The sequence below is a fragment of the Alicyclobacillus tolerans genome, assembly GCF_048984885.1.
Classification (GTDB): Bacteria; Bacillota; Bacilli; order Alicyclobacillales; family Alicyclobacillaceae; genus Alicyclobacillus_I; species Alicyclobacillus_I tolerans.
The window spans coordinates 1,325,184-1,347,046 of record NZ_JBMGNK010000002.1 but is presented as its reverse complement, the minus strand read 5'-3'; the positions used below and the strand labels follow the sequence as shown (position 1 = coordinate 1,347,046).

At 43.4% G+C, this 21,863-nt stretch carries 16 protein-coding genes, 3 tRNA genes and 1 riboswitch; of the genes, 5 read left to right on the top strand and 14 right to left on the bottom strand.

The genetic code is table 11. The features are described 5' to 3' along the window. Window positions 1-55: 55 nt before the first annotated feature. Window positions 56-1,345: an MFS transporter gene (locus ACOJUR_RS06640; RefSeq protein WP_420949566.1), complete on the bottom strand. Its 1,290-nt coding sequence runs from the start codon at window positions 1,343-1,345 to the stop codon at window positions 56-58. A 294-nt stretch (window positions 1,346-1,639) separates the two neighbouring features. On the opposite strand from ACOJUR_RS06640, the gene ACOJUR_RS06635 reads away from it, so the two are divergent. The 3 genes from ACOJUR_RS06635 to ACOJUR_RS06625 all read left to right on the top strand — a co-directional run bounded on the left by ACOJUR_RS06635 (window position 1,640) and on the right by ACOJUR_RS06625 (window position 5,322). Continuing rightward, window positions 1,640-2,074 (top strand): hypothetical protein, encoded by a 435-nt coding sequence (locus tag ACOJUR_RS06635; protein WP_420949565.1) that lies wholly within the window; start codon window positions 1,640-1,642, stop codon window positions 2,072-2,074. Between the two features lie 280 nt (window positions 2,075-2,354). Continuing rightward, window positions 2,355-3,557 (top strand): MFS transporter, encoded by a 1,203-nt coding sequence (locus ACOJUR_RS06630; protein WP_370541570.1) that lies wholly within the window; start codon window positions 2,355-2,357, stop codon window positions 3,555-3,557. A gap of 337 nt (window positions 3,558-3,894) precedes the next feature. After that, window positions 3,895-5,322, top strand: coding sequence for an APC family permease (locus tag ACOJUR_RS06625; protein WP_420949564.1), 1,428 nt, complete (start codon window positions 3,895-3,897; stop codon window positions 5,320-5,322). A gap of 607 nt (window positions 5,323-5,929) precedes the next feature. Here the strand turns inward: ACOJUR_RS06625 and ACOJUR_RS06620 are convergent. The 3 genes from ACOJUR_RS06620 to ACOJUR_RS06610 all read right to left on the bottom strand — a co-directional run bounded on the left by ACOJUR_RS06620 (window position 5,930) and on the right by ACOJUR_RS06610 (window position 6,187). Next, window positions 5,930-6,004: transfer RNA gene (locus ACOJUR_RS06620), tRNA-Thr, on the bottom strand. Window positions 6,005-6,013: 9 nt separating this feature from the next. After that, window positions 6,014-6,090: transfer RNA gene (locus tag ACOJUR_RS06615), tRNA-Met, on the bottom strand. 3 nt (window positions 6,091-6,093) lie between these two features. Beyond that, window positions 6,094-6,187 (bottom strand) — tRNA-Ser (locus ACOJUR_RS06610). Window positions 6,188-6,449: 262 nt separating this feature from the next. Here ACOJUR_RS06610 and ACOJUR_RS06605 point away from each other — a divergent pair. Further along, window positions 6,450-7,616, top strand: a complete 1,167-nt coding sequence (locus ACOJUR_RS06605; RefSeq protein ID WP_420949563.1) for an alpha-hydroxy-acid oxidizing protein — start codon at window positions 6,450-6,452, stop codon at window positions 7,614-7,616. A gap of 58 nt (window positions 7,617-7,674) precedes the next feature. Here the strand turns inward: ACOJUR_RS06605 and ACOJUR_RS06600 are convergent, their stop codons facing one another. The 10 genes from ACOJUR_RS06600 to argF form a co-directional block, all read right to left on the bottom strand. Beyond that, window positions 7,675-8,796 carry an HAD family hydrolase gene (locus ACOJUR_RS06600; protein WP_072873389.1) on the bottom strand — a complete coding sequence of 374 codons (1,122 nt, stop codon included), beginning with the start codon at window positions 8,794-8,796 and terminating at the stop codon, window positions 7,675-7,677. Between the two features lie 13 nt (window positions 8,797-8,809). Beyond that, a complete protein-coding gene (serC, locus tag ACOJUR_RS06595; RefSeq protein ID WP_072873390.1) occupies window positions 8,810-9,895 on the bottom strand; it encodes a 3-phosphoserine/phosphohydroxythreonine transaminase in 1,086 nt (361 codons plus the stop codon). A gap of 13 nt (window positions 9,896-9,908) precedes the next feature. Beyond that, on the bottom strand, window positions 9,909-11,492 hold the full coding sequence (gene serA, locus ACOJUR_RS06590; protein WP_072873391.1) for a phosphoglycerate dehydrogenase: 1,584 nt from the start codon (window positions 11,490-11,492) through the stop codon (window positions 9,909-9,911). Window positions 11,493-11,565: 73 nt separating this feature from the next. Then, window positions 11,566-11,645: riboswitch (ZMP/ZTP riboswitch) on the bottom strand. Window positions 11,646-11,714: 69 nt separating this feature from the next. Then, entirely contained in the window at window positions 11,715-12,548 is an 834-nt protein-coding gene (fdhD, locus tag ACOJUR_RS06585; protein WP_072873392.1) for a formate dehydrogenase accessory sulfurtransferase FdhD, read from the bottom strand. Between the two features lie 2 nt (window positions 12,549-12,550). Further along, complete coding sequence (locus ACOJUR_RS06580) at window positions 12,551-13,243, bottom strand: helical membrane plugin domain-containing protein (RefSeq protein ID WP_072873393.1); 693 nt, start codon at window positions 13,241-13,243, stop codon at window positions 12,551-12,553. 206 nt (window positions 13,244-13,449) lie between these two features. Further along, the gene (gene fdhF / locus ACOJUR_RS06575) at window positions 13,450-16,395 is read right to left on the bottom strand and encodes a formate dehydrogenase subunit alpha (RefSeq protein ID WP_420949562.1); all 2,946 of its coding nucleotides are present in this window, start codon (window positions 16,393-16,395) and stop codon (window positions 13,450-13,452) included. Window positions 16,396-16,555: 160 nt separating this feature from the next. Then, window positions 16,556-17,809, bottom strand: coding sequence for an aspartate kinase (locus ACOJUR_RS06570; protein WP_238413487.1), 1,254 nt, complete (start codon window positions 17,807-17,809; stop codon window positions 16,556-16,558). 80 nt (window positions 17,810-17,889) lie between these two features. Next, a complete protein-coding gene (gene argH, locus ACOJUR_RS06565; protein ID WP_420949561.1) occupies window positions 17,890-19,269 on the bottom strand; it encodes an argininosuccinate lyase in 1,380 nt (459 codons plus the stop codon). Beyond that, entirely contained in the window at window positions 19,266-20,570 is a 1,305-nt protein-coding gene (locus tag ACOJUR_RS06560; RefSeq protein WP_306953922.1) for an argininosuccinate synthase, read from the bottom strand. Before ACOJUR_RS06560 ends, argH begins: the two co-directional genes overlap by 4 nt. Then, window positions 20,567-21,634, bottom strand: coding sequence for an ornithine carbamoyltransferase (gene argF, locus ACOJUR_RS06555; RefSeq protein ID WP_420949560.1), 1,068 nt, complete (start codon window positions 21,632-21,634; stop codon window positions 20,567-20,569). Before argF ends, ACOJUR_RS06560 begins: the two co-directional genes overlap by 4 nt. Here argF and ACOJUR_RS06550 point away from each other — a divergent pair. Further along, a complete protein-coding gene (locus tag ACOJUR_RS06550) occupies window positions 21,627-21,767 on the top strand; it encodes a hypothetical protein (RefSeq protein WP_420949559.1) in 141 nt (46 codons plus the stop codon). The genes argF and ACOJUR_RS06550 overlap by 8 nt on opposite strands. The last annotated feature ends 96 nt before the right edge of the window (window positions 21,768-21,863 follow it).

Below are 21,863 nucleotides of genomic sequence, written 5' to 3'. Positions count from 1 at the left end.
CCGCCGACCTATACAAGCAGGCCGGCGGCAATTCCAGCTTCATCCCAAACCACACTTAAAGACGAGATATTTGAGAACATTCCATTGGTTCAATCCGCCCAAGCAAAAAGACATAGGACAAAATACCAATGAGAAGCACTACAGCAGCTACTAAAAATCCTAGCGCAAAAGAACCTGTGCCTCCAGCAATAAATCCCGTGATGATGGGTGCCAAAATACCCATAATATTATTGACAAAGTTCATAATACTTCCGACTGTCCCAACTGTGCCTTTAGGCGCAATCAGAGCAGGGATACTCCAGCCGATGGGCGCTGAAAAGGCAAGGCCTCCAAGTGCAATAGAAATCCAGACAATAGCCACACTTGCATGAGATGTGAACGCAGCGCCTGCTACAGCTAGTCCAAATATCATCCCTATAACTAACAAAGTTTTGCGGACACGAGATCCATCACGACCAGAAGCAACCAGTTTATCTACAAGCCAACCTCCAATCCATAAATCCGTCAATGTGGCTACCACCCAAGGAATAATGGCAAATCCACTACTTTTTAAGACGGACATATGCATCTGTGTTTCTAAGTACCCTGGCAGCCAGGTAAGAAAAAGGTAAAATGCGTAGCCATAAGCAGCAAAACCAATGGTCAGGCCCCATACTTTACGTCGCCCCAAAAGATAGCCCAAATTGCGCATACTGCCACCTGATGCTTCTCCTTCTTCTTGAGCTCCTCCTTCACGAATATAGCGTAACTCTGCCTCATTGATCGATTTAGATTCCTCGGGATCGCGATACCAAATCCAATAAGCTAGAAAATATAGCAGACTGAGAATGCCTGTCAGTATAAAACCGCCTCGCCAGCCCCATGCCGTCACGGCAAAAGCAACAATCGGTACGCCAATGACATTAGATAGCTTGGCTGCTGCATCGAACATTGAAGTTGCTCTGCCGCGCTCGATTATTGGAAACCAATATCCAGTCGCTTTGGATGCACCGGGAAAAGCAGGTCCTTCAGCAATACCTAGTAAAATCCTCGAAAAAATAATGAGTCCCATTCCACTGACAACAGCGGTCAAAAAAGTTGCCAAAGACCAAAGCAGCGTGCCAATACGCATAAGCCATTTCACACCCACTTGGTCTAGCAAAGCACCAACAGGAATTTGCACCAAAGCATAAGACCATGCAAATGAAGATAAAAGAATACCCATTTCTCCCTTGGTTAAATGATAACTGGACATCAAGGGTTTAGTGGCCACGGAGATATTGGTTCGATCAAAATAATTGATAACAATTCCTATTCCTATGAGAACCGCTATTCCCCATCTTACATTGCTTCTCTTACTGCTCATAGTCAGACCTCCTTTTAGCTTGGAATTGAAGGACGCAATAGCCATGGGTTCGACATGTTTTGAATGCGCTTACCTCCATTAATTTTTAGAAAACGTTTTAGTTAAACGTTTTCTATATCATATCCTATATATTCGAAATTTCAAGAGAGAATACCTACAACATGTTGCAAATGGAACAAAATTCGATACTTTTGGAACAATCGATCTTTCTAAAATGAAGGCATAAATAATGAAGACTTTGAAACGGTGAACAGGAAACCCATCGAGTAGTTCAATTTTAGGAGGCAGTTTATTTTGAAAATCATTATTTGGAAAAAAATATTTCATTTCAATGAGTTAGGTTTTCAAAAATTGATGGAAAAAGGCTGGGTCATTAAAGAGACTCTTTCATATATTCGTCTGCTTAGCGAAGAAGATCGTATAAATCCCATTTATATTGTGCAAAGAATTTTTTACAGTCCTCATGAAGAATTAGAGTTTGGGATGATTCCGATGGGAGAATATCGATTTATTCGAACATTTTTTGATACAAAAGATTTGGATATATGGAAAAAACTCATGACTCATCCCGTATTAATTGAACTTTTAGAGACTTATGGGGATCAAATTACACACCCTATGAGTACTATGAAAATCATAGAAGTTCCTAACGATATAGATTGGGAAATTGTCCCTCTTCAAGACCAAGAAATTGCTATTGTCGATAAACAACGAATCTGGAGCGCTTAATTAACCTACGCAATATCTATAGCCATTGAAATCAAGGGGAATACCACATCCCCTTTATGATTTTGTTTACCTTAATATCATTACTTTTACCTACACTTCACAAAATTCCTCATCCAAAATCAATCACTTGAAATCAGAGCGGAATAGTATATGATGTATTTTGGTTCTTCGAGATCGATATTTTTTGAAGAACGCAGTTTCTCCCCCCAATATATTTCGTTTTACGAAATATATTGGGATTAATCACCACTTTATCCTCTATTTTAGCAAAAAGGAGTCGATTCAGTTGTCTTCTCACCTTGAAGATTTATCTGACACACGGCAGCCACTTTGGCATCAACCACTTGCTGTTTGGTCAGTAGCATTTGCATGTATCATTGCATTTATGGGTCTTGGTCTCGTCGATCCGATACTTCCAGACATTGCTTCTAAACTGCATGCATCCCCTGCTGAAGTTGAACTTCTTTTTACTTCCTATAACTTAGTAATGGCTTTAGCCATGGTCATTACCAGCGGGATCAGCAGCAGAATTGGCTACAAAGGAACGCTGATAGCTGGTTTATTACTGATTATTCTTTTTAGTGCGCTGGCTGGACACGCAGCCAATGTTGGACAAATCGTCTGGTTCAGAGCAGGTTGGGGACTGGGCAATGCACTTTTTATTTCCACTGCTCTGGCAGTCATTGTTAGCGTTGCAAACGGCGGTCCCGCGGGAGCCATTATTTTATACGAAGCCGCACTCGGACTAGGAATTTCTGTAGGTCCCTTGCTCGGTGGAGAATTAGGCGCTATCTCCTGGCGTGGTCCTTTTTATGGGGTAGCAGTATTGATGTGTATCGGTTTCTTGTTGACCTTAATTTTACTGAAGGGAAATCAACGTCCAGCTGCTCGACATAGCCTTATTGAACCTTTTTTTGCCTTACGTCACCGTGGGCTTCTTACTATGGGCTTGACTGCATTCTTTTATAATTTCGGATTTTTTACATTGCTTGCATACACACCCTTTGTCTTGCGGCTCAGTATTCATCAGCTAGGATACGTCTTTTTTGGCTGGGGCATTTGTCTAGCGATTACATCTGTTTGGATTGCTCCTCATTTACAAAAAAAGTTTGGTACCAGTTCGGTCATGATGACTGTACTCACACTGTTTGCTCTTGATTTGATTATCATGGCCGTATTTACGAATACTACAATGATTGTCTCTATAGCCGTTATTCTGGCGGGAGCTCTTTTGGGAATCAACAATACGCTGATAACTACAGCAGTTATGGTAGTTTCCCCATTTGAGCGTCCTATAGCTTCATCAGCTTACAGTTTTGTACGTTTTTTAGGAGGCGCTATTGCTCCTTGGCTAGCTGGAAAATTAGCATCATGGTACAACCCTCATATACCTTTTTATTCAGGTGCACTGGGCGTTATCCTTAGTGTTGTGATTCTTGCGATTGGCCGTAAACATTTAGCCAGCATTCCGCGTGGTCATTAATTCCTTTCTGCTCTATCATCAACTGACAATAAAGTAGCGTCAAGCAAGTTGGTGATAGAGCCTCCTTATTCATATGCCACTTTCGAACAGCCCTCATTTTGAACGTCCATGACCCATTCATCGTTAAGCATTTTCTGATCAATTTTTAGATGTTCAATCCCATTCCATCTGTCTTTAAATAAACCCTGCGATAGCAATCCAGAAAATAAGATCAATTACGATTTACAAAACAGCATATCTGTGTTAATTTGAGAATAAATCAGAACCATTCTTATTTATAACAAAAGAGTTTTCACATGTATGTTTTCACAATCAGTTTGAGGAGGTTAAAAGAGACGTGAGTCAACATAACCACTTGCAAACAGAATCGGTCGGCTTTTGGGGATTAGTAAGTCAAAGTATCAGCGGTATGGCGCCTACCTGTGACGTGGTAGCTTTTATGACTGCAGGCGCGGCGTTTGCATTAGCCGCACTTCCTCTTTCTTATCTATTGGCATTTTTGGTTATGTTCATTGAAGTCAATACTATCTACCACCTTTCAAAACACCGCACATCGGCTGGTGGTTACTACAGTTACGTAGCCGCTGGAATTGGTCCAAAGTCAGCCGTGTTCACCGCATTTATGGTCATCTTTTATCAAATCGTCAGCGTAGCTGGAATACCTGTTTACATAGGTGGCGTATTTTTACCAGGAATCCTAACGCAACTTCACATTACATTACCCCCCTGGTTTTGGATAGCAACCGTTATCTTTTTTATTGGAGTTCCTCTTGCTCTTGGATTGGCAGGAATACGACCAACCATTCGCTTTATTGCTCTCTCCAGTCTTATAGAAATTGTATTTCTAATTATTTCTTCAATTTTAATTATTGTGCATGTTCATCCTTCTGCTCCATTTGTTCCATTCGAAATTCCAAATAGAGGTATACAAGGTGTCGCTTTAGGAATGATTTTTGGCATAACTAGTTTTATTGGTGTAGGTAGTCATACACCACTCGGAGAGGAAGCCAAGAATCGACGCAATAACCGAGGACGTATCGTCGGTCGTGCTGCTCTGATTTCTCTATCTTTAGTAGGCGCCGCCTTAACATTATCGGCCTACGCTCTGACAGTGGGATGGGGTATTCAAAACATGGCTACTTTTGCAACCAATGGAGCGCCTGGCGTAGTGGTTTTTGAACATTATTTAGGACCAGTGGGAGCAATTGCACTCGTTATTTTAGCACTTAACAGCGCATTAGCAGACGGTATTGCACTGATTACAAGTTCAGCGCGCATCCTCTATGCAATCGGCAGAGATGAGTTAATGCATGCTTCCTTCGCCCAAGTCAACGGACGCTCTGCTCCACGAATTGCAGTAATATTACTCTCATTACTTGCCTTTACTATCGCTATCGTCTCAGGATTATTACTGGGTCCCTCCAATGCGTTTAATATGTTGACAACCGCTGTACTCTTCGGCTTGGTTGCTGCCCATACCTTACTCAATATTTCTGTCATGCGACTGTATCACAAACTGAAAACTTTACATCTTATTCGCCACTTTGTATTGCCTATATTGTCAACTCTGATACTTTTTGTCGTTCTATACTACTCTATCTGGCCGCCAGTTTATCCACTCTGGATTTCTCCGCTCGTATTCCTTGCAGTAGGCATCTCTGTCAATTGGTACATCCTGCGTCTGCGCAGGAAAAAACCTGATAAACTCAAAATAGCAGACGGGTTGCCTCATCATATGGAAAATTTAATGGATGAATTTGCTTGAAATGATTCAACATGCCTTCTTGGATGAAAATTTATTGACTGGTTGTCGGCATTTAACCCATAGAGAAGGTACCAGATTTCAAAAAAAGATATATCGCAATGTGTCACTGATGTTCAGGCGTTTGCCAACGGTGTGTTAGTTATTGGGTTAACAAAATGAAATGTAATCTCACGAATTCCATAATTTTCTTAACCACATAAGATACTCACTTCTCTTGCCTACTGAGTGGGACGCTGTTCAAACCATTGCCTGGAATGAATTGCAGGAATTTCTGAATGACCCTGAGCATCATCATCCATTCCTGGTCATGTAAACATGAATGGCTCGACCTCAGCAGTTTCAAACTTGGATAGCAGACCCATCGACCTGACGCCGGTCGACCCAGAAAAAGTAGGCTGGATTGAAGTTGTCACAATTAACGGTTTGGCCGCCTATTACCCTTTATTAGGCGGCGGATCCTGACGTTTTCATTTCATACAAAAAGACATCGACAAAGCTAACGCAGGCTACCCTTGGCGTACATTTTCATTTGGCACACAATCACACAAAAAAAGGCCACCCATCTCTGAGCGACCTATCCGAAACCCTTACTATTCCGGGCTTTGTTTGGAGCCACCTGTCGGATTCGAACCGACGACCTGCTCATTACGAGTGAGCCGCTCTACCCCTGAGCCAAGGTGGCAGACTTCACTGGTAGCGGCGGAGGGATTCGAACCCCCGACACCACGGGTATGAACCGTGTGCTCTAACCAACTGAGCTACGCCGCCAAATGGCGGAGAGAGAGGGATTCGAACCCTCGAGACGGGTTTAAACCGCCTACACGATTTCCAATCGTGCTCCTTCGACCAACTCGGACATCTCTCCGTAAGTCTCGAAGCTATTGAATAAATGCTTCAAACAGACAAGTGGTATATTACCATGAGAATACGTGGTTTGCAACCTCCAAGATACACTTATTTTTAGAGATGTTTTTACAAAATTTTCTGTCCTTCTTTCATCAAGAGATCGATATTCACAAAGATGAACGGAAACATTCAAAATACTATCGCAAAATCTGCAAATACCTTTAGAATAAAACATACAGAATAATGAAAGACAAGACCAACCGGCAGGGAGTGTTATTCAATTGGATAACATCGGTAATCAAGTGCAGTTTTCTATCTATCAAACCAGTCTTACGGATATTCCCTACCCCCATCTCATATCTATTGAAGAATGGGAAAAGAAAGCGCAATCTAAACTGAGCCCACCTGCTTTTGATTATATACATGGAGGAGCGGGTTGCGGTGAAACCATGCAAAAAAATCGAGATGCTTTTACAAAGTGGTCAATCATACCAAGAATGTGGCGAAACGTAGAACAGCGCTCTCTGCAAATCAATCTCTTTCAAAATAATCTTCCTGCCCCCCTACTTTTGGCTCCCATAGGCGTGCAATCTATTGTACATGATGAAGGAGAGTTAGCATCCGCAAGGGCTGCAGCTTCTTTACATATCCCATATATAGCAAGCACAGCATCTTCTTATACTCTAGAAGAAATTGCAAATGTCATGGGTAATAGCGTTCGATGGTTTCAGTTATATTGGAGTAAAGACGAGGAGTTAGTCAAAAGTTTTATCTCTCGCGCCGAAAAGTCCGGCTATAGCGCCATTGTTATCACGTTGGATACTCCCATGATGGCTTGGAGAGAAAAAGATTTACAACACGCTCATTTACCATTTTTACACGGAAAAGGAATTGCTAACTATTTGGCCGATCCGATTTTTCTCAGCCACTTAAAGAAGCCTCCCAAAGAAGATATGCCGTCGGCCATAGCCCTTTGGACCAGGTTGTTTGGGGACGCCACTCTCACCTTTGAACGCTTAAAACTTATCAGGGAATCTACTCGATTGCCTATCCTCTTAAAAGGGATTCTACATCCTGATGACGCAGAGCTTGCAATTCAAAACGGAGCCAATGGCATTATTGTCTCTAATCATGGAGGAAGGCAGGTAGATGGCACCATAGCTACCCTTGACGCCTTGCCCCCAGTACTTGCTGCTGTCAATCATCGTGTCCCAGTATTATTGGATAGTGGTATTCGTCGCGGCTCGGATATCCTAAAGGCTATTGCTTTGGGTGCGAGCGCAGTGCTACTTGGCCGACCTTATATTTATGGACTAGCTGTAAGCGGCGAAGAAGGCGTACGCGCTGTGGTACGCCACCTTTTGGCCGATCTCGATTTGACTATGGGATTAGCCGGATACAGAGCGATACAAGAAATTTCCAATGATTGTTTATTGGTAAAAAATTAATGATTTATTGGTTTACTTTAAAATTCTATCCATCGAAGTTCATACAAGAGCAATGCTGCTACTTTGCGAATAAACTGAATAACTCAAGAACATCTTTAAAAATATAGTTAGCCCCAAGAGCCTCAAATTCAGCACGAGCCGCTTCTCCAGAAGGTCCTGTAAGAACAGCGGCAAAATCACAGCCTATTTTTTGTGCGCATATTGCATCTGCTACTGAATCACCCACAATCAGAACCTGTCGGGCAATATGATCAGATAGCGGCAGTGATGTATGAAGTACTTGTTCAACATCTTCTGTGGCAAGTAAACTTCGCAAATAACTGAAAGGATGGGGTTTTGATAAAGGGGCAAATTCAGGATATTGCCGCTCTGTATGCAAAACATCTGACGCGGTCGAAATTCTCTTTTTATCAAACAAGGAAAGAAGTCCCAGATGACTAAGTGGCACTCTTGTTTCTACATCGGGACGACCTGTAGCTATTCCGAGTGCGATACCAGACGACTGTAAATGAATGAGAAGCGCTCGGAAACGCTCTATATCTACAATGGCCTCCTCATCATGAAGAAAACCTCGTTTCTCATGAGAAAGTGGGCTGTCTGACTGCTGTCCCAAATACCAAGTTTGAAAAACTTGGCAGCCCAGTTCCCATAGTTTTTGGAAAAATATTTTTTCTTCATTCGCAGACACTAAACGACGAAGTTTTTCATTGACTTTGTTCATTAAATCAGCTTTATCTGAAGCCGATTCTGCTAGACATACAAATTTTTGAAAATCAGGAAGATTACGATGACCCTCCCGACTTTGCAAAACATGACCCACCCGGCATAAATATTCTGCCATATCCTCTGACGGTTGATATTTAGAGATTGTCACAGTTGCTGTCTCATCCAACAAACGACCTAATGCAAAAGCAAATAGTAAATATACCATATCCCAATTGGCATTAATGCCCTTGCTTTTCATAGCGAATAGAGCACGATCGTCCGCAAAAACGTACTGCCGAGCATTTCGAATGTAGGTTTCTGTAGGATTATCCTGAATGGAATCCAACGGCTGTGCTGAAAGCCCCAGATAACAAGAGCGGTTCCAAAGTTCAATGACTGTTAAAGCTGTGGCGTCAAAATATCTTTCTTCACTCAGCATGACACCATCCACATCAAACAATAGGGTACGGTACACCATTTTGCCTCCTTTACTTTTCACTTTGGGCAAAATCCCGCATAAATTCTGCCAATCGAGCTGCAGATTCTTCTGAAACTGCATTGTAAAGTGAGGCACGAATACCGCCAACCGAACGATGCCCAGACAAACCAATAAATGAATAATCGTTGGCTACAGTCAGGAATTGTTTCGTCCTCTCCGGATTGACCAGTCGAAAAGTTACATTCATTCGTGAACGTGCTTCCTGACAAGCATGACCTTCATATACATCTGGAAACTCGTCAATCACTCGATAAAGATAACCAGATTTTCTCAGACTTTTCTCCATCATCGCTGGTACTCCACCTTGTGCTTCCGTCCACTCCAAGACAAGATTTAACAAGTAAACAGCAAAAGTCGGTGGAGTATTGTAACGAGAGTCATGTTGAAGATGAGTTTGATAAGAGAGCATGGTAGGAACTGTCTTGCTCGCTTGCTCAGCCCAAGACTTTTTGACAATCACTACTGTTAAACCAGAGGGGCCAAGATTCTTTTGAGCACCTGCATATAAAAGAGAAAAAGATTGAACGTCCAGCGGACGAGACAGTATATCGCTGGACACGTCAGCAACGAGAGGACTGTCCAAATGACTAGGAAGCACATGCCATTGCGTTCCATAAATCGTATTATTTGTCGTGATGTGCAAATAGGCATCATTGCTTTCACTGTATATCGCGTTCATTGCAGGAATACTGCGATAGCCATCCTCCTTGCTACTCGCCGCAATACGTGTCTCTCCTAGTTTTTTTGCCTCTGCCAATGCTTTCTCAGACCAACTTCCTGTCAAAACATATGCAGCCGTTTGACCTTTCTGCAAAAAGTTCATGGGAATCATACTAAACTGTAAGCTAGCGCCACCTTGTAAAAAGAGGATTTCATACTCCTCTGGAATATTCATGAGTCGACGTAATCGGTTTTTGGCAGAAAGATGAATTTCATCAAACATCTCACTGCGATGAGACATCTCTAGAACAGAGATACCTTTATTTTGATATGATAATAGTTCGTCTCTCGCTTTTTCGAGGACTGCTGTAGGCAGCGCGCCAGGGCCAGCTCCAAAATTATCCACTCTTTTCATTCTGCATTCCCCCTCAAAGTTGAATAGCACGCGCTACCCGAACACCACTGACAGAACCGATCTGTTGGATCACAGAATCTGGAACAATTTTGTCTACACTAAGAATCATGATAGCTTCTCCACCACTCTCACGTCGGCCAACTTGCATACCGGCAATATTAATGCCAACGTCGCCCAATAGAGTACCCATTTTTCCAATCATACCTGGTTGATCAACATGACGCGTAAACACCATATTGCCTTCTACTGGCGCATCTACTGCGTAACCATCCACTTCCACAATACGAGGCCCAAAACCGTTATATAAAGTTCCCGCGACTTTGATTTGAGCACCCGAAAAATACAGATGCAGCGAGATGAGGTTTTGGAACACCTTACTCTTCGGTTCACGGACATCACGAACTTGAATGTGCAATTGTTCAGCAACTATTGGAGCGTTGACATAATTTACTTCATCTTGGTAATGGTAAGCCAAAAGACCTTTTAGGAGAGTTCGTGTTAGAAATGACACATCTAATTGAGCAAGTCCACCACTGTACGTTATTTCAATAGATTGAGGCGCTTCAGGAACCAACTGTGTGGCAAAGAGACCAATCTTTTCTGCCAATTCGAGATAAGGTGACAGTTCTCTGTTTTGCTCCGCTGTCAATGAAGGTAAATTGACAGCATTTCGAAAAGGCAACCCTGACAACACACGTCCAACCTCTTCTGCAACATCAATGGCCACATTAACTTGAGCTTCTACTGTCGAGGCTCCAAGATGAGGTGTCAAGACTACGTCCGATCGCGATAACAAAGGATGATGCGCATCCAGAGGCTCTCTTTCAAATACATCGAGGGCGGCTCCGGCTACAATACCTTCTTCTATAGCTCGCAATAACGCTTGTTCATCAATAATTCCGCCTCGTGCACAATTCACAATACGAACTCCTCGCTTCATTCGATAAAAAGCCGCATCGTTTAACAAATGATGAGTTTCTTTCGTAAGTGGCGTATGAACGGTAATAAAATCCGCCTCTGCAATGGCCTCTTCGAGCGGTTTCGCTTCCACTCCCAACACTTTGGCCCTTTCCTGGGTAAGAAACGGATCGTATCCTATGACTCGCATTTGAAAAGCAAGGGCTCGTTTGGCAACTTCTGAACCAATACGTCCCATGCCAAGAACAGCAAGCGTTTTTCCAGCCAATTCAACGCCAATAAATTTTTTTCTGTCCCAGCGGCCGCTGCGAATAGAAGCATCAGCTTGGGGAATATGGCGAGAAAGGGAAATCAACATGGCAAAAGTATGTTCGGCAGCTGAAATGGTATTGCCATCAGGGGCATTCAACACAACGATTCCTCGACGAGTAGCGGCTGTGACGTCAATATTATCGACTCCAACACCAGCTCTTCCAATCACTTTTAATTGAACTGCAGCTTGCAGGACTTTTTCTGTAATTTTAGATTGAGAACGTAACAGCAAGGCGTCTACATCTGCAATTTCTTCAAGCAATTCATCTGGAGTCAATTCCGGACGGACTATAACTTCTATATTAGGGAAAGACTGCAATTTTTCTACTCCAAGCTCAGAAATGCCGTCTGTAACGAGAACTTTCATGGGTCCACTCTCCACTCTCTTTAGGTTATCTGCTGAAGGGTAAAGCAAAGGCCACCTGAACAGACTCTTGAACAAGAGGCGCCCAGGCGGCCGGCATACATCCTTTCGCACTCCCTTGTGGTAATCCCACTTCCGCCAGTTATGCGAAGGTTACAATATACTTTTCTATTGCCTATCTGTATTGATATTTAATTCAGAATATAGACAAGAAATGGCGCAGCGTCAAGACATCTGCACCCTCCAATCATGTGTATATACATTAAATGATGAATTTCTGACAAATCCTATGACGGTAATATTCAAATCACGCGCTAAATCTAATGCCAATTGGGTTGGCGCACTGTGAGATATGACAACGCCAACACCCATTTTTGATACTTTCAATAATACTTCTGATGAAATACGTCCACTGAATGCCATTCTGGCACCAATTGTAGACAATCCACAACGTAAAAGATATCCAAAGACTTTATCAAGAGCGTTGTGACGACCAATATCTGAACGCGCGATGAAACACTGACCTGGAATTTCTAGAAAGGCCATATGCACACCGCCCGTTTGCTTAAACAAAAAAGATTCCTCGTCCATTTTAGCCATGACATTCAAAATATCGCCCGCACTTAAACGTGTTGAATCTTCAATTTTATGAGCCGTCTGGGCATCATTAAAAAAATAAAATGATTGTCTGCTTTTCCCACAACAGGAAGTAATGTAGCGTTTCCGATAAACTTCTGGACGCATCTGAAATTTCTCTTTCAAATGTACCCAAGCCATCCCACGATAGAGGCTCACTTCCAGATTATCCACATCTGAAGCTTGACGTATCACACCCTCTGACGCCAGAAAGCCTATAACAAAATCCTCCAGGCAATCTGGCGTACAGACGACAGTAGCAAATTCCTGACGGTCCACTTCAATCGTTAGAACAAATTCGTTAGCTACCGAATCTTCAATAACCGTCCACTGTCCTTCATGATAACGTTGAATAACTGTTTTGGCTTGCAAAGGAGCACGGCGTTGCCTTCCCTCGCCTCGTTGTGCTACTTTATCCAGCATGGTTATTGACCATCCGTTTTCCGCAAAGCCTGCCCCATTCCCTTCAAAAAGGCAAATCCACTTTGTAGCGCTGCACTTACATCTGGATCTTTCATCATACGAAGCAATTCGAAAATACCCATAGGCCGTCCATTGGGTTCAGATTCAGCCATTTTTGAAAGCCCAGCAGTGACTCCTTTGAGTGTACGTCCCAGGGCTTCTCCATCAAGATTGGAAACTTCAGAAGCAAGCGAGATGATGGACTGTAAAGATTTTGACTGCGCTGTTTGGGCAGCAAAATCCACCAGAACTTTAGCAATGTTTTGTCCTTGTTCCAGTAAACCAACCAAAAAATCAAGCAATCCTTTATCCGAAAGCTCTTGAAGTAATTTCAGTAATGATTTCATGGCTGCTGTAAGACTGTCTCCATCCAGTTCTGAAAAGCCTTCAACAGCCGACATAACTTTTTGAATTCCTTTCATATACTGCTCACGAGTCACCAATTCAACCAGAATTCGAACCACATCATTACCTTGTTTAATCAGTGCTACGAGAAAATCGAGCAGCCCTTTCTCATGCAGCTCTTGCAACAATTCTGCTCCGCTTTTTAGACCATCAGCATTTTCAGCCAGTACCTGTTGCAACTCTTGCAACATTTTTTCCTTTTGTTCAGACTCATTATCTTGCCGGACAATTGCGGTTGTAGCTTGTGCCATATGTGAGCACCCCTCCACTAAAAATCAACCGACGGCAAGCTCAAAAAGCCTGCCGCAGTTCAGCCGTATCTAGTGTACATGAAAAACTACCCGAATACATCCTTAACTCAGCACGGATTTTTACTTAGTCTTAGCTAATTACCAAAAATATATAGAGTAAAAGACCTTAAAGAACGAGCGGGGTTTATTCAACCCCGCAGCCCCCTTCATTTACCCACTTTAAGTAAGTCATGATAATCTTTACGCTGCCATTTTTGTTCCACATTGACACCTGGTTGCGGATTTGGATGTCCCAAACGGAAATTGCCACGTTTGATAGGAGAATCGCCATCTTTTTCGATGATTTCCATACGTACACTGGTTTCCTTGTAAGCTGGAGTATGGGTAATCGTATCGTGATAGCTGCTGGTAAGGTAATTTACCGCTTCTTCGGCTTTTGGTGTATTCATAGGGAGATACAATTCTTTACCTTTTACTCTATCTGTTACTACTGCTCGTACTTTGACTTTTCCATAAGGAGAAATCAGTCGAACCAAAGTTCCCGTCTGAATACCTCGTTCTGCCGCTAATTCTGGAGAAATTTCCACAAAAGTAGTAGGTACCTTTTCTTCAATTCCCGGCACACGATAAGTCATATTACCCTCATGGAAATGCTCCAACAAGCGCCCATTGTTTAAATGGAGATCGAACTCTTCATTTTCTACCATAGGCCGCTGCCATTCGACCGGATAAAGCTGTGCTTTGCCGCCTGGTTTTTGAAAACCATCCAAGTAAAGGACTGGTGAATCCGTGCCATCTTCTGCAACGGGCCATTGCAAACTCTTGAACCCTTCTAACCTTTCGTAGTTGGCACCTTTCATCAAATCGGTCAAAGCTACAGCTTCCTCAAAAATTTCCTGTGGATGCGTGTAGTTCCAGTTAGCACCTAAACGGTTAGCCAATTCTTGAATAATGATCCAATCTGGTTTTGACTCTCCAAGAGGTTCTAATGCTTGATAGAGGCGCTGAATTCGACGTTCTGTGTTGGTGAAAGTTCCTTCTTTTTCTAAACTAGGACTGGCTGGAAATATAACATCTGCATACTGACAGGTTTTGCTAAAAAATATATCCTGAACAATAAAGAGTTCCAGCTTTTCAAACGCTTCGTGTACATAATTGGCATTGGAATCCACCAGTGCCATATCTTCACCAAATAGATACATAGCTTTGAGTTGCCCATCATGAATCGCTTCAACCATCTGATGGTTATCTAACCCTTTGCTGCGTGGAAGTTTAACACCCCAGGCTTTTTCATACTTCTGCAACACTTCTTCGCTGTTGGACGGCTCATAACCAGGCATAAACGCAGGAGCGCAGCCAAAGTCTCCTGCACCTTGTACGTTATTATGTCCGCGCAACGGATAAGCACCTGTTCCAGGACGGCCCGCATTCCCGGTCACAAGCAATAAGTTACAGATTGCAGTTGAAGTGTCACTACCACCCAGATGTTGTGTGACTCCCATTGCCCAAGCAATACAGACGCTTTTTGCGTCACGAATCATCTCAGCCGTGCGAATTAATTCTTCTTTACTCAGCCCTGTCTGTTCAACAGCAAATTCGAGGGTATAGGCTTCCAAAGAACGCTTGTACTCTTCCAGTCCGGTAACTTTTTCGGCTAAAAATGCTGCGTCAGCATAATTGTGATCGAGCAAATATTTAGTGACCGCCTGCAACCAAACAAAATCCGTGCCCGGGCGAGGGTGCAAGAAAAGGTCTGCCCGATTGGCCATATCATTCTTTCGCAAATCAGCAACAATTAGCTTTTGTCCATATTTCTTCTTAGCACGACGCAAACGCGTAGAGAGTACAGGATGAGATTCTGCAGGATTGGCACCAACTATAATCACCAGATCCGCACTAGCTAAATCTTTGATCGATCCGGTATCCCCGCCAAGCCCCATGGTTCTACGAAGTCCTTCGGTAGCAGGTGCTTGACAGTAACGGGAACAATTGTCAATATTATTCGTTCCCATAACAGCACGAGCAAACTTCTGCATTAGATAATTTTCTTCATTCGTGCACTTTGAAGAAGATATATAGCCAATGCTGTCAGGACCATGTGCCTCTTTGATTTCACGGAGACGTTTTGCAGCAAACTCTAACGCTTCTTCCCATGTAGCTTCCCGGAATTCATTGCCGTGGCGAATCAGCGGTTTGGTAAGACGCTCTTTAGAGTTGACAAAATCCCAGCCAAATTTACCTTTGACACAAGTGGAAATTTGGTTGGCTGGCGCTTCCATTTGCGGTTCTACTTTCAATACTTTGCGGCCTTTGGTCCAAATTTCAAAAGAACAACCAACTCCACAGTAAGTACAGACCGTCTTTGTTTTCTTAATGCGTTCCTCACGAAGAGTCGCTTCGATTTCGGAAATAGCAAAAATTGCCGAATAGCCCGGCTCAACTGCCTTCGTGAGATCAATCATGCGGCCTAGCGTATCATCGTCAATGCCTGTTAAATAACCCGCTTCACCTAACATGTTTTTTTCCATGAGTGCGTTACAGGGGCAAACGGTCACACAATGCCCACAACTCACACAAGAAGATTCGTTAATAGGTACATCATTATCCCATATCACACGTGGATTTTCTCGTGACCAGTCAATGGAAAGCACTTCACTGACCTGCAGGTTCTGACACGCTTCCACACAACGGCCGCAAAGAATACATTGATTTGGATCGTAGCGATAAAACGGATTCGACATATCTTTTTCGTATGGTTTTGGCTCAAAAGGAATGCCTTGATGATCAATACCCATTTCCATCGTGGTATTGTGGACAACACAATTTTTATTGTTGTTGTCGCAAACAGTGCAATATAATTCATGATTGTGCAAAATACGATCCATTGCTTCTTTACGCGCAAACCTGGCAGCAACCGCTTTGGTTCTGACGTTCATGCCTTCAGTTGCCAAGGTCGAGCAAGCGCGCACCAGTTGCCCGTCCACTTCAACGATACACGTATCGCATGTTTGGATAGGACCAAGCGCTTCATGGTAACAAATGTGGGGCAATTCTAAACCTGATGAAAGAATGGCGTGAAGCAGGGGCTCACCAGCATCTACTGAAACTTGTTGACCATCAATAGATAAAGTGATTGCCGTTTTCTCGGTCATGCGAACACCTCCATGCAGCAATTTCCTATTGGCTAAATCATCTACAGACTCTTACAAAAAGAACTTCACTATTTTATTGTAATGCCTTCATAGAGGAGATTCCAACATGATTCGCCAAAATTTTCATCACTCATAAAATCGGATCGCAAAAAAGAGCGTTTTATGCAAACTCCACATGAGTATTTACGGTTGGAGATTCCTCTAAAAATTGACGATGCAGGGCAGTAACTGCAGTGTCCACTTGTTGCCCACGAATCATACAGGAAATTTTCATCTCAGAAGTAGATACCATACTAACGGGTATCCCGGATTCTGCCAAACAAGAAAACATTTCTGCCGCAACGCCTGGATGAGTAATCATTCCCGCGCCTACGATGGAAACTTTACCGAGCCCTGTCTCCATTTGAATATCCGAAAATTGCAGTTCCGACTGTAAACTTTTTAAAGCATCCAGTGAACGCAAAGCATCAGACTCAGATACTGTAAATGAAACGTCTACAGTTTCTTCTTGAACTACACTTTGAACGATCACGTCAACATTGACACCAATGTCTGCAAGCTTGCCAAAAACAACAGCTAGTCCATGTTTTTGCAAGGGCACACCAATCAGAGCAAGACGCGCCACTTCTCGTTCAAAAGCGATCCCCGTCACAGACTTTTGTCTTTCTACCATCTCCACGGTCTCCACAACCATCGTCCCTTCTTCATGTTGAAACGTTGAACGCACAGTTAGAGGTACGCCAAACGCCTTGGCCGTTTCTACAGCACGCGGATGCAAAACCTGAGCACCAAGGCCAGCTAACTCCAGCATTTCATCATAAGATACCTGACTTAATTTTTGAGCTTGCGGCACTACGCGAGGATCTGTGGTAAAAACTCCCGTCACATCTGTATAAATATCACAACGTTTAGCTTTCAGAGCTGCTGCTAAAGCCACCGCTGTTGTGTCTGAACCTCCTCTGCCCAGCGTGGTGATGTTGCCATCCACTACCCCTTGAAATCCACAAACTACTGGAACCTTGCCTGCATCCAGCAACATTTGCAAACGGTCAGTGCGAATTCGCAACATACGCGCAGATCCATAAATGTGATTCGTCTCGATTCCAACTTGCCATCCTGTCAAAGAACAAGCTGGCTGACCCAGTTCAATAAGCGCCATAGCCAAGAGAGCGGCGGATACTTGCTCACCAGTGGCAAGAAGCGCGTCCATTTCTCTGCCATGCGGTCGAGAAGAAATTGTCTTGGCCAATTCTATCAATTCATCCGTGCTGTGTCCCATAGCTGAGACAACCACAACAACGCGATTCCCTTTGTCTATCTCTTCCATAACTCGACGTGCGACATGGCGGATACGCTCTGGATTACCGACAGATGTACCGCCAAACTTCTGGACAATACATGGGGCCGTCTGCAACTTCTCTCACACCCATCTCTGTTTTTTATTCAATATACAGCATTCTAAAATTTTATACAGCAACGTGAAGAGTGTTTCCCTTATAAGAACGATTGAAGCGTCGCTTTAGCTTCTAATAACTGCTGTTTGACGGCAACAGTAGCTGTTCCACCGTAGGAAGTTCTTGCTTCTACCACGCGCCGTATGTCCAACCACTCAAAAACGCGATCATCCAATTCAGGACAATCTTTCTGATATTCTTCAAGTGGCAATGTAGCTAATGTCAATCCCTGTTCTAAAGCACGCTGCACCCATTTTCCAACCAATGCATGAGCTTGGCGGAAGGGAATTCCCATGCGCACCAGTTCGTCGGCAACATCGGTAGCGGCAGAAAAATCTCTGGACAGTGCTTTTTGAAGTCGATCTCGACGCACTGAAAGCGTTGAAATTATTCCTGTAAAAAGTTGCAAAGCAGGAATTAATGTATCTATCGTATCAAATATACCTTCCTTGTCTTCCTGTAAGTCCTTGTTATAGGCCAGTGGCAGTCCTTTGAGCACGGTGAGTAATCCTATCAAATGGCCATAAACCCGCCCAGTTTTACCACGCACTAATTCTGGAACGTCTGGATTCTTTTTCTGGGGCATCATACTCGAACCTGTGCAATAGCGATCGGCCAATTCAATATAACCAAATTCCTCACTGGTCCAAAGAATCATTTCTTCAGCAAGACGAGATAAATGCATCATACAAATGCTTGCATGAGAAAGAAATTCCAAAAGATAATCGCGATCGGACACAGCATCCATAGAATTAGGATAAACCGTTGAAAAACCAAGAATCTCTGCTACTTGCTGGCGATTGACAGGAAACGTAGTACCAGCCAGAGCTCCTGCACCAAGCGGTAAACAATCCGTACGTTTCAGAGTATCGCGAAAACGATGCGCATCGCGTTGAAACATCCAGAAATACGCTAACAAGTGATGAGCGAAAAGAACTGGCTGAGCTCTCTGCAAATGCGTATAACCGGGAAAAATCACATCGAGGTACTCTTCTGCTGTAGTTACAAGCGCCTGCATAAGTAGGTGAAGTTCATTAAGAATGGTTTGAAGCACCTCACGCATGTACAGATGCATATCAAGAGCTACTTGATCATTGCGACTGCGCGCTGTATGCAGTTTTCCAGCTAAAGGACCTATTTTTTCCGTCAATCTTCGTTCAATATTCATATGAATGTCTTCATCTTCAATTCGATAAGGAAAATTGTCTGTTTTGATTTCTTCGACAATCTCGTGCAACCCGGATTGAATGGTTTCTGCTTCTGAGTTTGTCAGAACACCAACACTGGCCAGCATCTGAACATGGGCGAGGCTGCCCGTCACATCAGCGACGGCCAGCCTCTTATCGAATGAAATACTAGCTGTGTAAGTTTCAACTAAATGATGGGTTGCTTCTGTAAATCTGCCTCCCCAAAGTTTCATAACTGTACCGTCTCCCCCTCGACTTCACCTGTAAAAGTTGGTGAAGCACTCTCATCTGAAGCTACTTGTATATGTTCGATTATGTCATCCGCACTAACACCTGGAACTTGACTGCCTTGAATGCTGGCTTGAACTTTCGTGGGCATGCCCCACAATTGAATAAATCCTACCGCATCCTGATGATGGAACATATCTCCTTCTGAATAGGTGGCCAATTGATGCGAATAGAGTGAATAGGGTGATTTTCTGCCAGTTACTTGCAAGTGACCTTTGTATAACACAACTCGCACTTCACCAGTCACGTAACGTTGAGTTTCTGTCACAAAAGCATCAAGAGCTGATTTCAGCGGAGAAAACCAAAGTCCATTGTAAATTAATTTGTGATATTGGAGTTCTACCTGAGCTTTATATTCGGCCACTTCACGAGGCAGCGTTAAAGCTTCCAATTCTTTGTGAGCTTGAATTAATGTCACAGCTGCTGGCGCTTCATAAACCTCACGCGACTTGATCCCTACAAGTCGATTTTCCACACAGTCAATACGTCCCACACCAGCTTGCCCTGCTATTTGATTGAGCTTTGAAATCAGTGTAGCTAAAGGCATCTCTTCACCATTTAAGGAAACAGGACAACCAGCGACGAAACCAATGGTCAATTCCACAGGATGTTCTGGGGCATTTACGGGATGTATGGTCCAAGCAAAAGCATCTTCAGGCGCTTCTGCCCAAGGATCTTCCAGCACGCCACACTCAATAGCCCGTCCCCACAGGTTAGCATCAATCGAGAATGGATTTTCTTTGGTAATCGGCAATGGAATATTTCGTTCAGCAGCAAACTGAATTTCTTCGTCACGCGTAAATCCCCATTCACGAACAGGCGCGATAACTTTTAGTTGCGGATTGAGTGCTTGAATAGAAACTTCAAAACGCACCTGGTCATTCCCTTTTCCCGTGCAACCATGAGCCACAGCAACAGCTCCTTCTTTGGCAGCCACATCCACCAGAAGTTGAGAAATCAGTGGTCGCGAAAGAGCTGAAGCTAAAGGATATTTACCTTCGTAGAGTGCGCCTGCTTTGAGCGCTGGCAAAATGAACTGCTCGGCAAACAATTTGACACCATCGATGCGATACGATTTGACCGCCCCGACTTGTAAAGCTTTTTGCTGCACAGCTTCTAAATTTTCTCCTTCACCTACGTCGACGCACATGGCAACCACATCGTAGCCATATTTCTCTTTCAACCAGGCAATAGCAACCGATGTATCTAATCCCCCGGAGTAGGCTAATACTACTTTTTCACTCATTTCAATTCCTCCCCAAATGAACCTGCATCAGCCATTAAAGCGGCCAAAACTGCTTTTTGAGCGTGAAGACGATTTTCTGCCTGATCAAAAACTTTAGAATGCGGACCATCTATAATTTCTGCGCTTACCTCTTCACCACGATGTGCAGGTAGACAATGTAAAAACAGATAATTGGGATTCGCTTTGGATACGAGATTAGCATTGACCTGATAAGGGGCAAATACCTGCAAACGCTCTTCGTATTCCTCTTCATCCCCCATGCTGGTCCAGACATCTGTGTAAATCACATCTGCTCCTGTGACAGCTCGTTCAGCATCGGTAGTTACTAAAACTTGGGATCTTTGCATAACAGCATGCATCTTGGCTTCGTCAACCACCGATTGTAGAGGGCTATAACCAGGAGGCGTTGCCACTCTAATATGAATACCAAGCTTCGGCGCTATTTGCAGCCAAGAATGAGCCAAATTATTACCATCACCTACATAAGCGACCGTTAGTCCAGCAAGTGATCCAAAATGCTCTTCTAGCGTCAAAACATCTGCAAGTAACTGACAGGGATGATGTTCATCCGTCAATCCGTTAATGACGGGCACCGTAGCGTAAGAAGCTAATTCCTGTAAAGAAGCATGGGCAAATGTGCGTACCATGATGCCATCCACATAACGTGAAAGTACACGGGCTGTGTCTGGCAAAGGTTCCCCACGGGATAGTTGTGTCTGTTCACTCGAGAGGAAGAGCGCTGACCCTCCAAGTTGTGACATACCGACCTCAAATGAAACTCGCGTGCGAGTCGACGCTTTGTCAAATATCATGGCTAGTGTTTTTCCTTGCAGAAGATGGTGAGTAAAACCACTCTTTTGAGCTTCTTTCAACACATGAGCCAACTGTAGCAAACGTTTTAATTCCTCACTGGTTATATCGGAAAAATCGAGCAGATGGCGGCCTCGTAAACTGCGGTGCGCTTCAAACAACGCGGTTTGTAAACGCACAGACAGATACCCCTTACCAAGCGCCACTACTGAAGATTGGATAGATTGTACAGGCTGCCATTTTCTGATGCTCATGATTAGCACTCCTCCTCACCATGCTGATCAAACAATTTTGCATGGGGAATCACTCTTGAAGCGATCCATCGTCACTGAATTATTATACACCAATATGTATATTTATCAAGATAAAATTCATGCCGATGAATAGCCGTTTTTTTTTTTACATTTCCTTTGATTCGTTCTCTTATATGCATTTCGTCAATTTCTCTATCAAAATAAAAAAAAAGAGCCTCTCTTTAGTAAA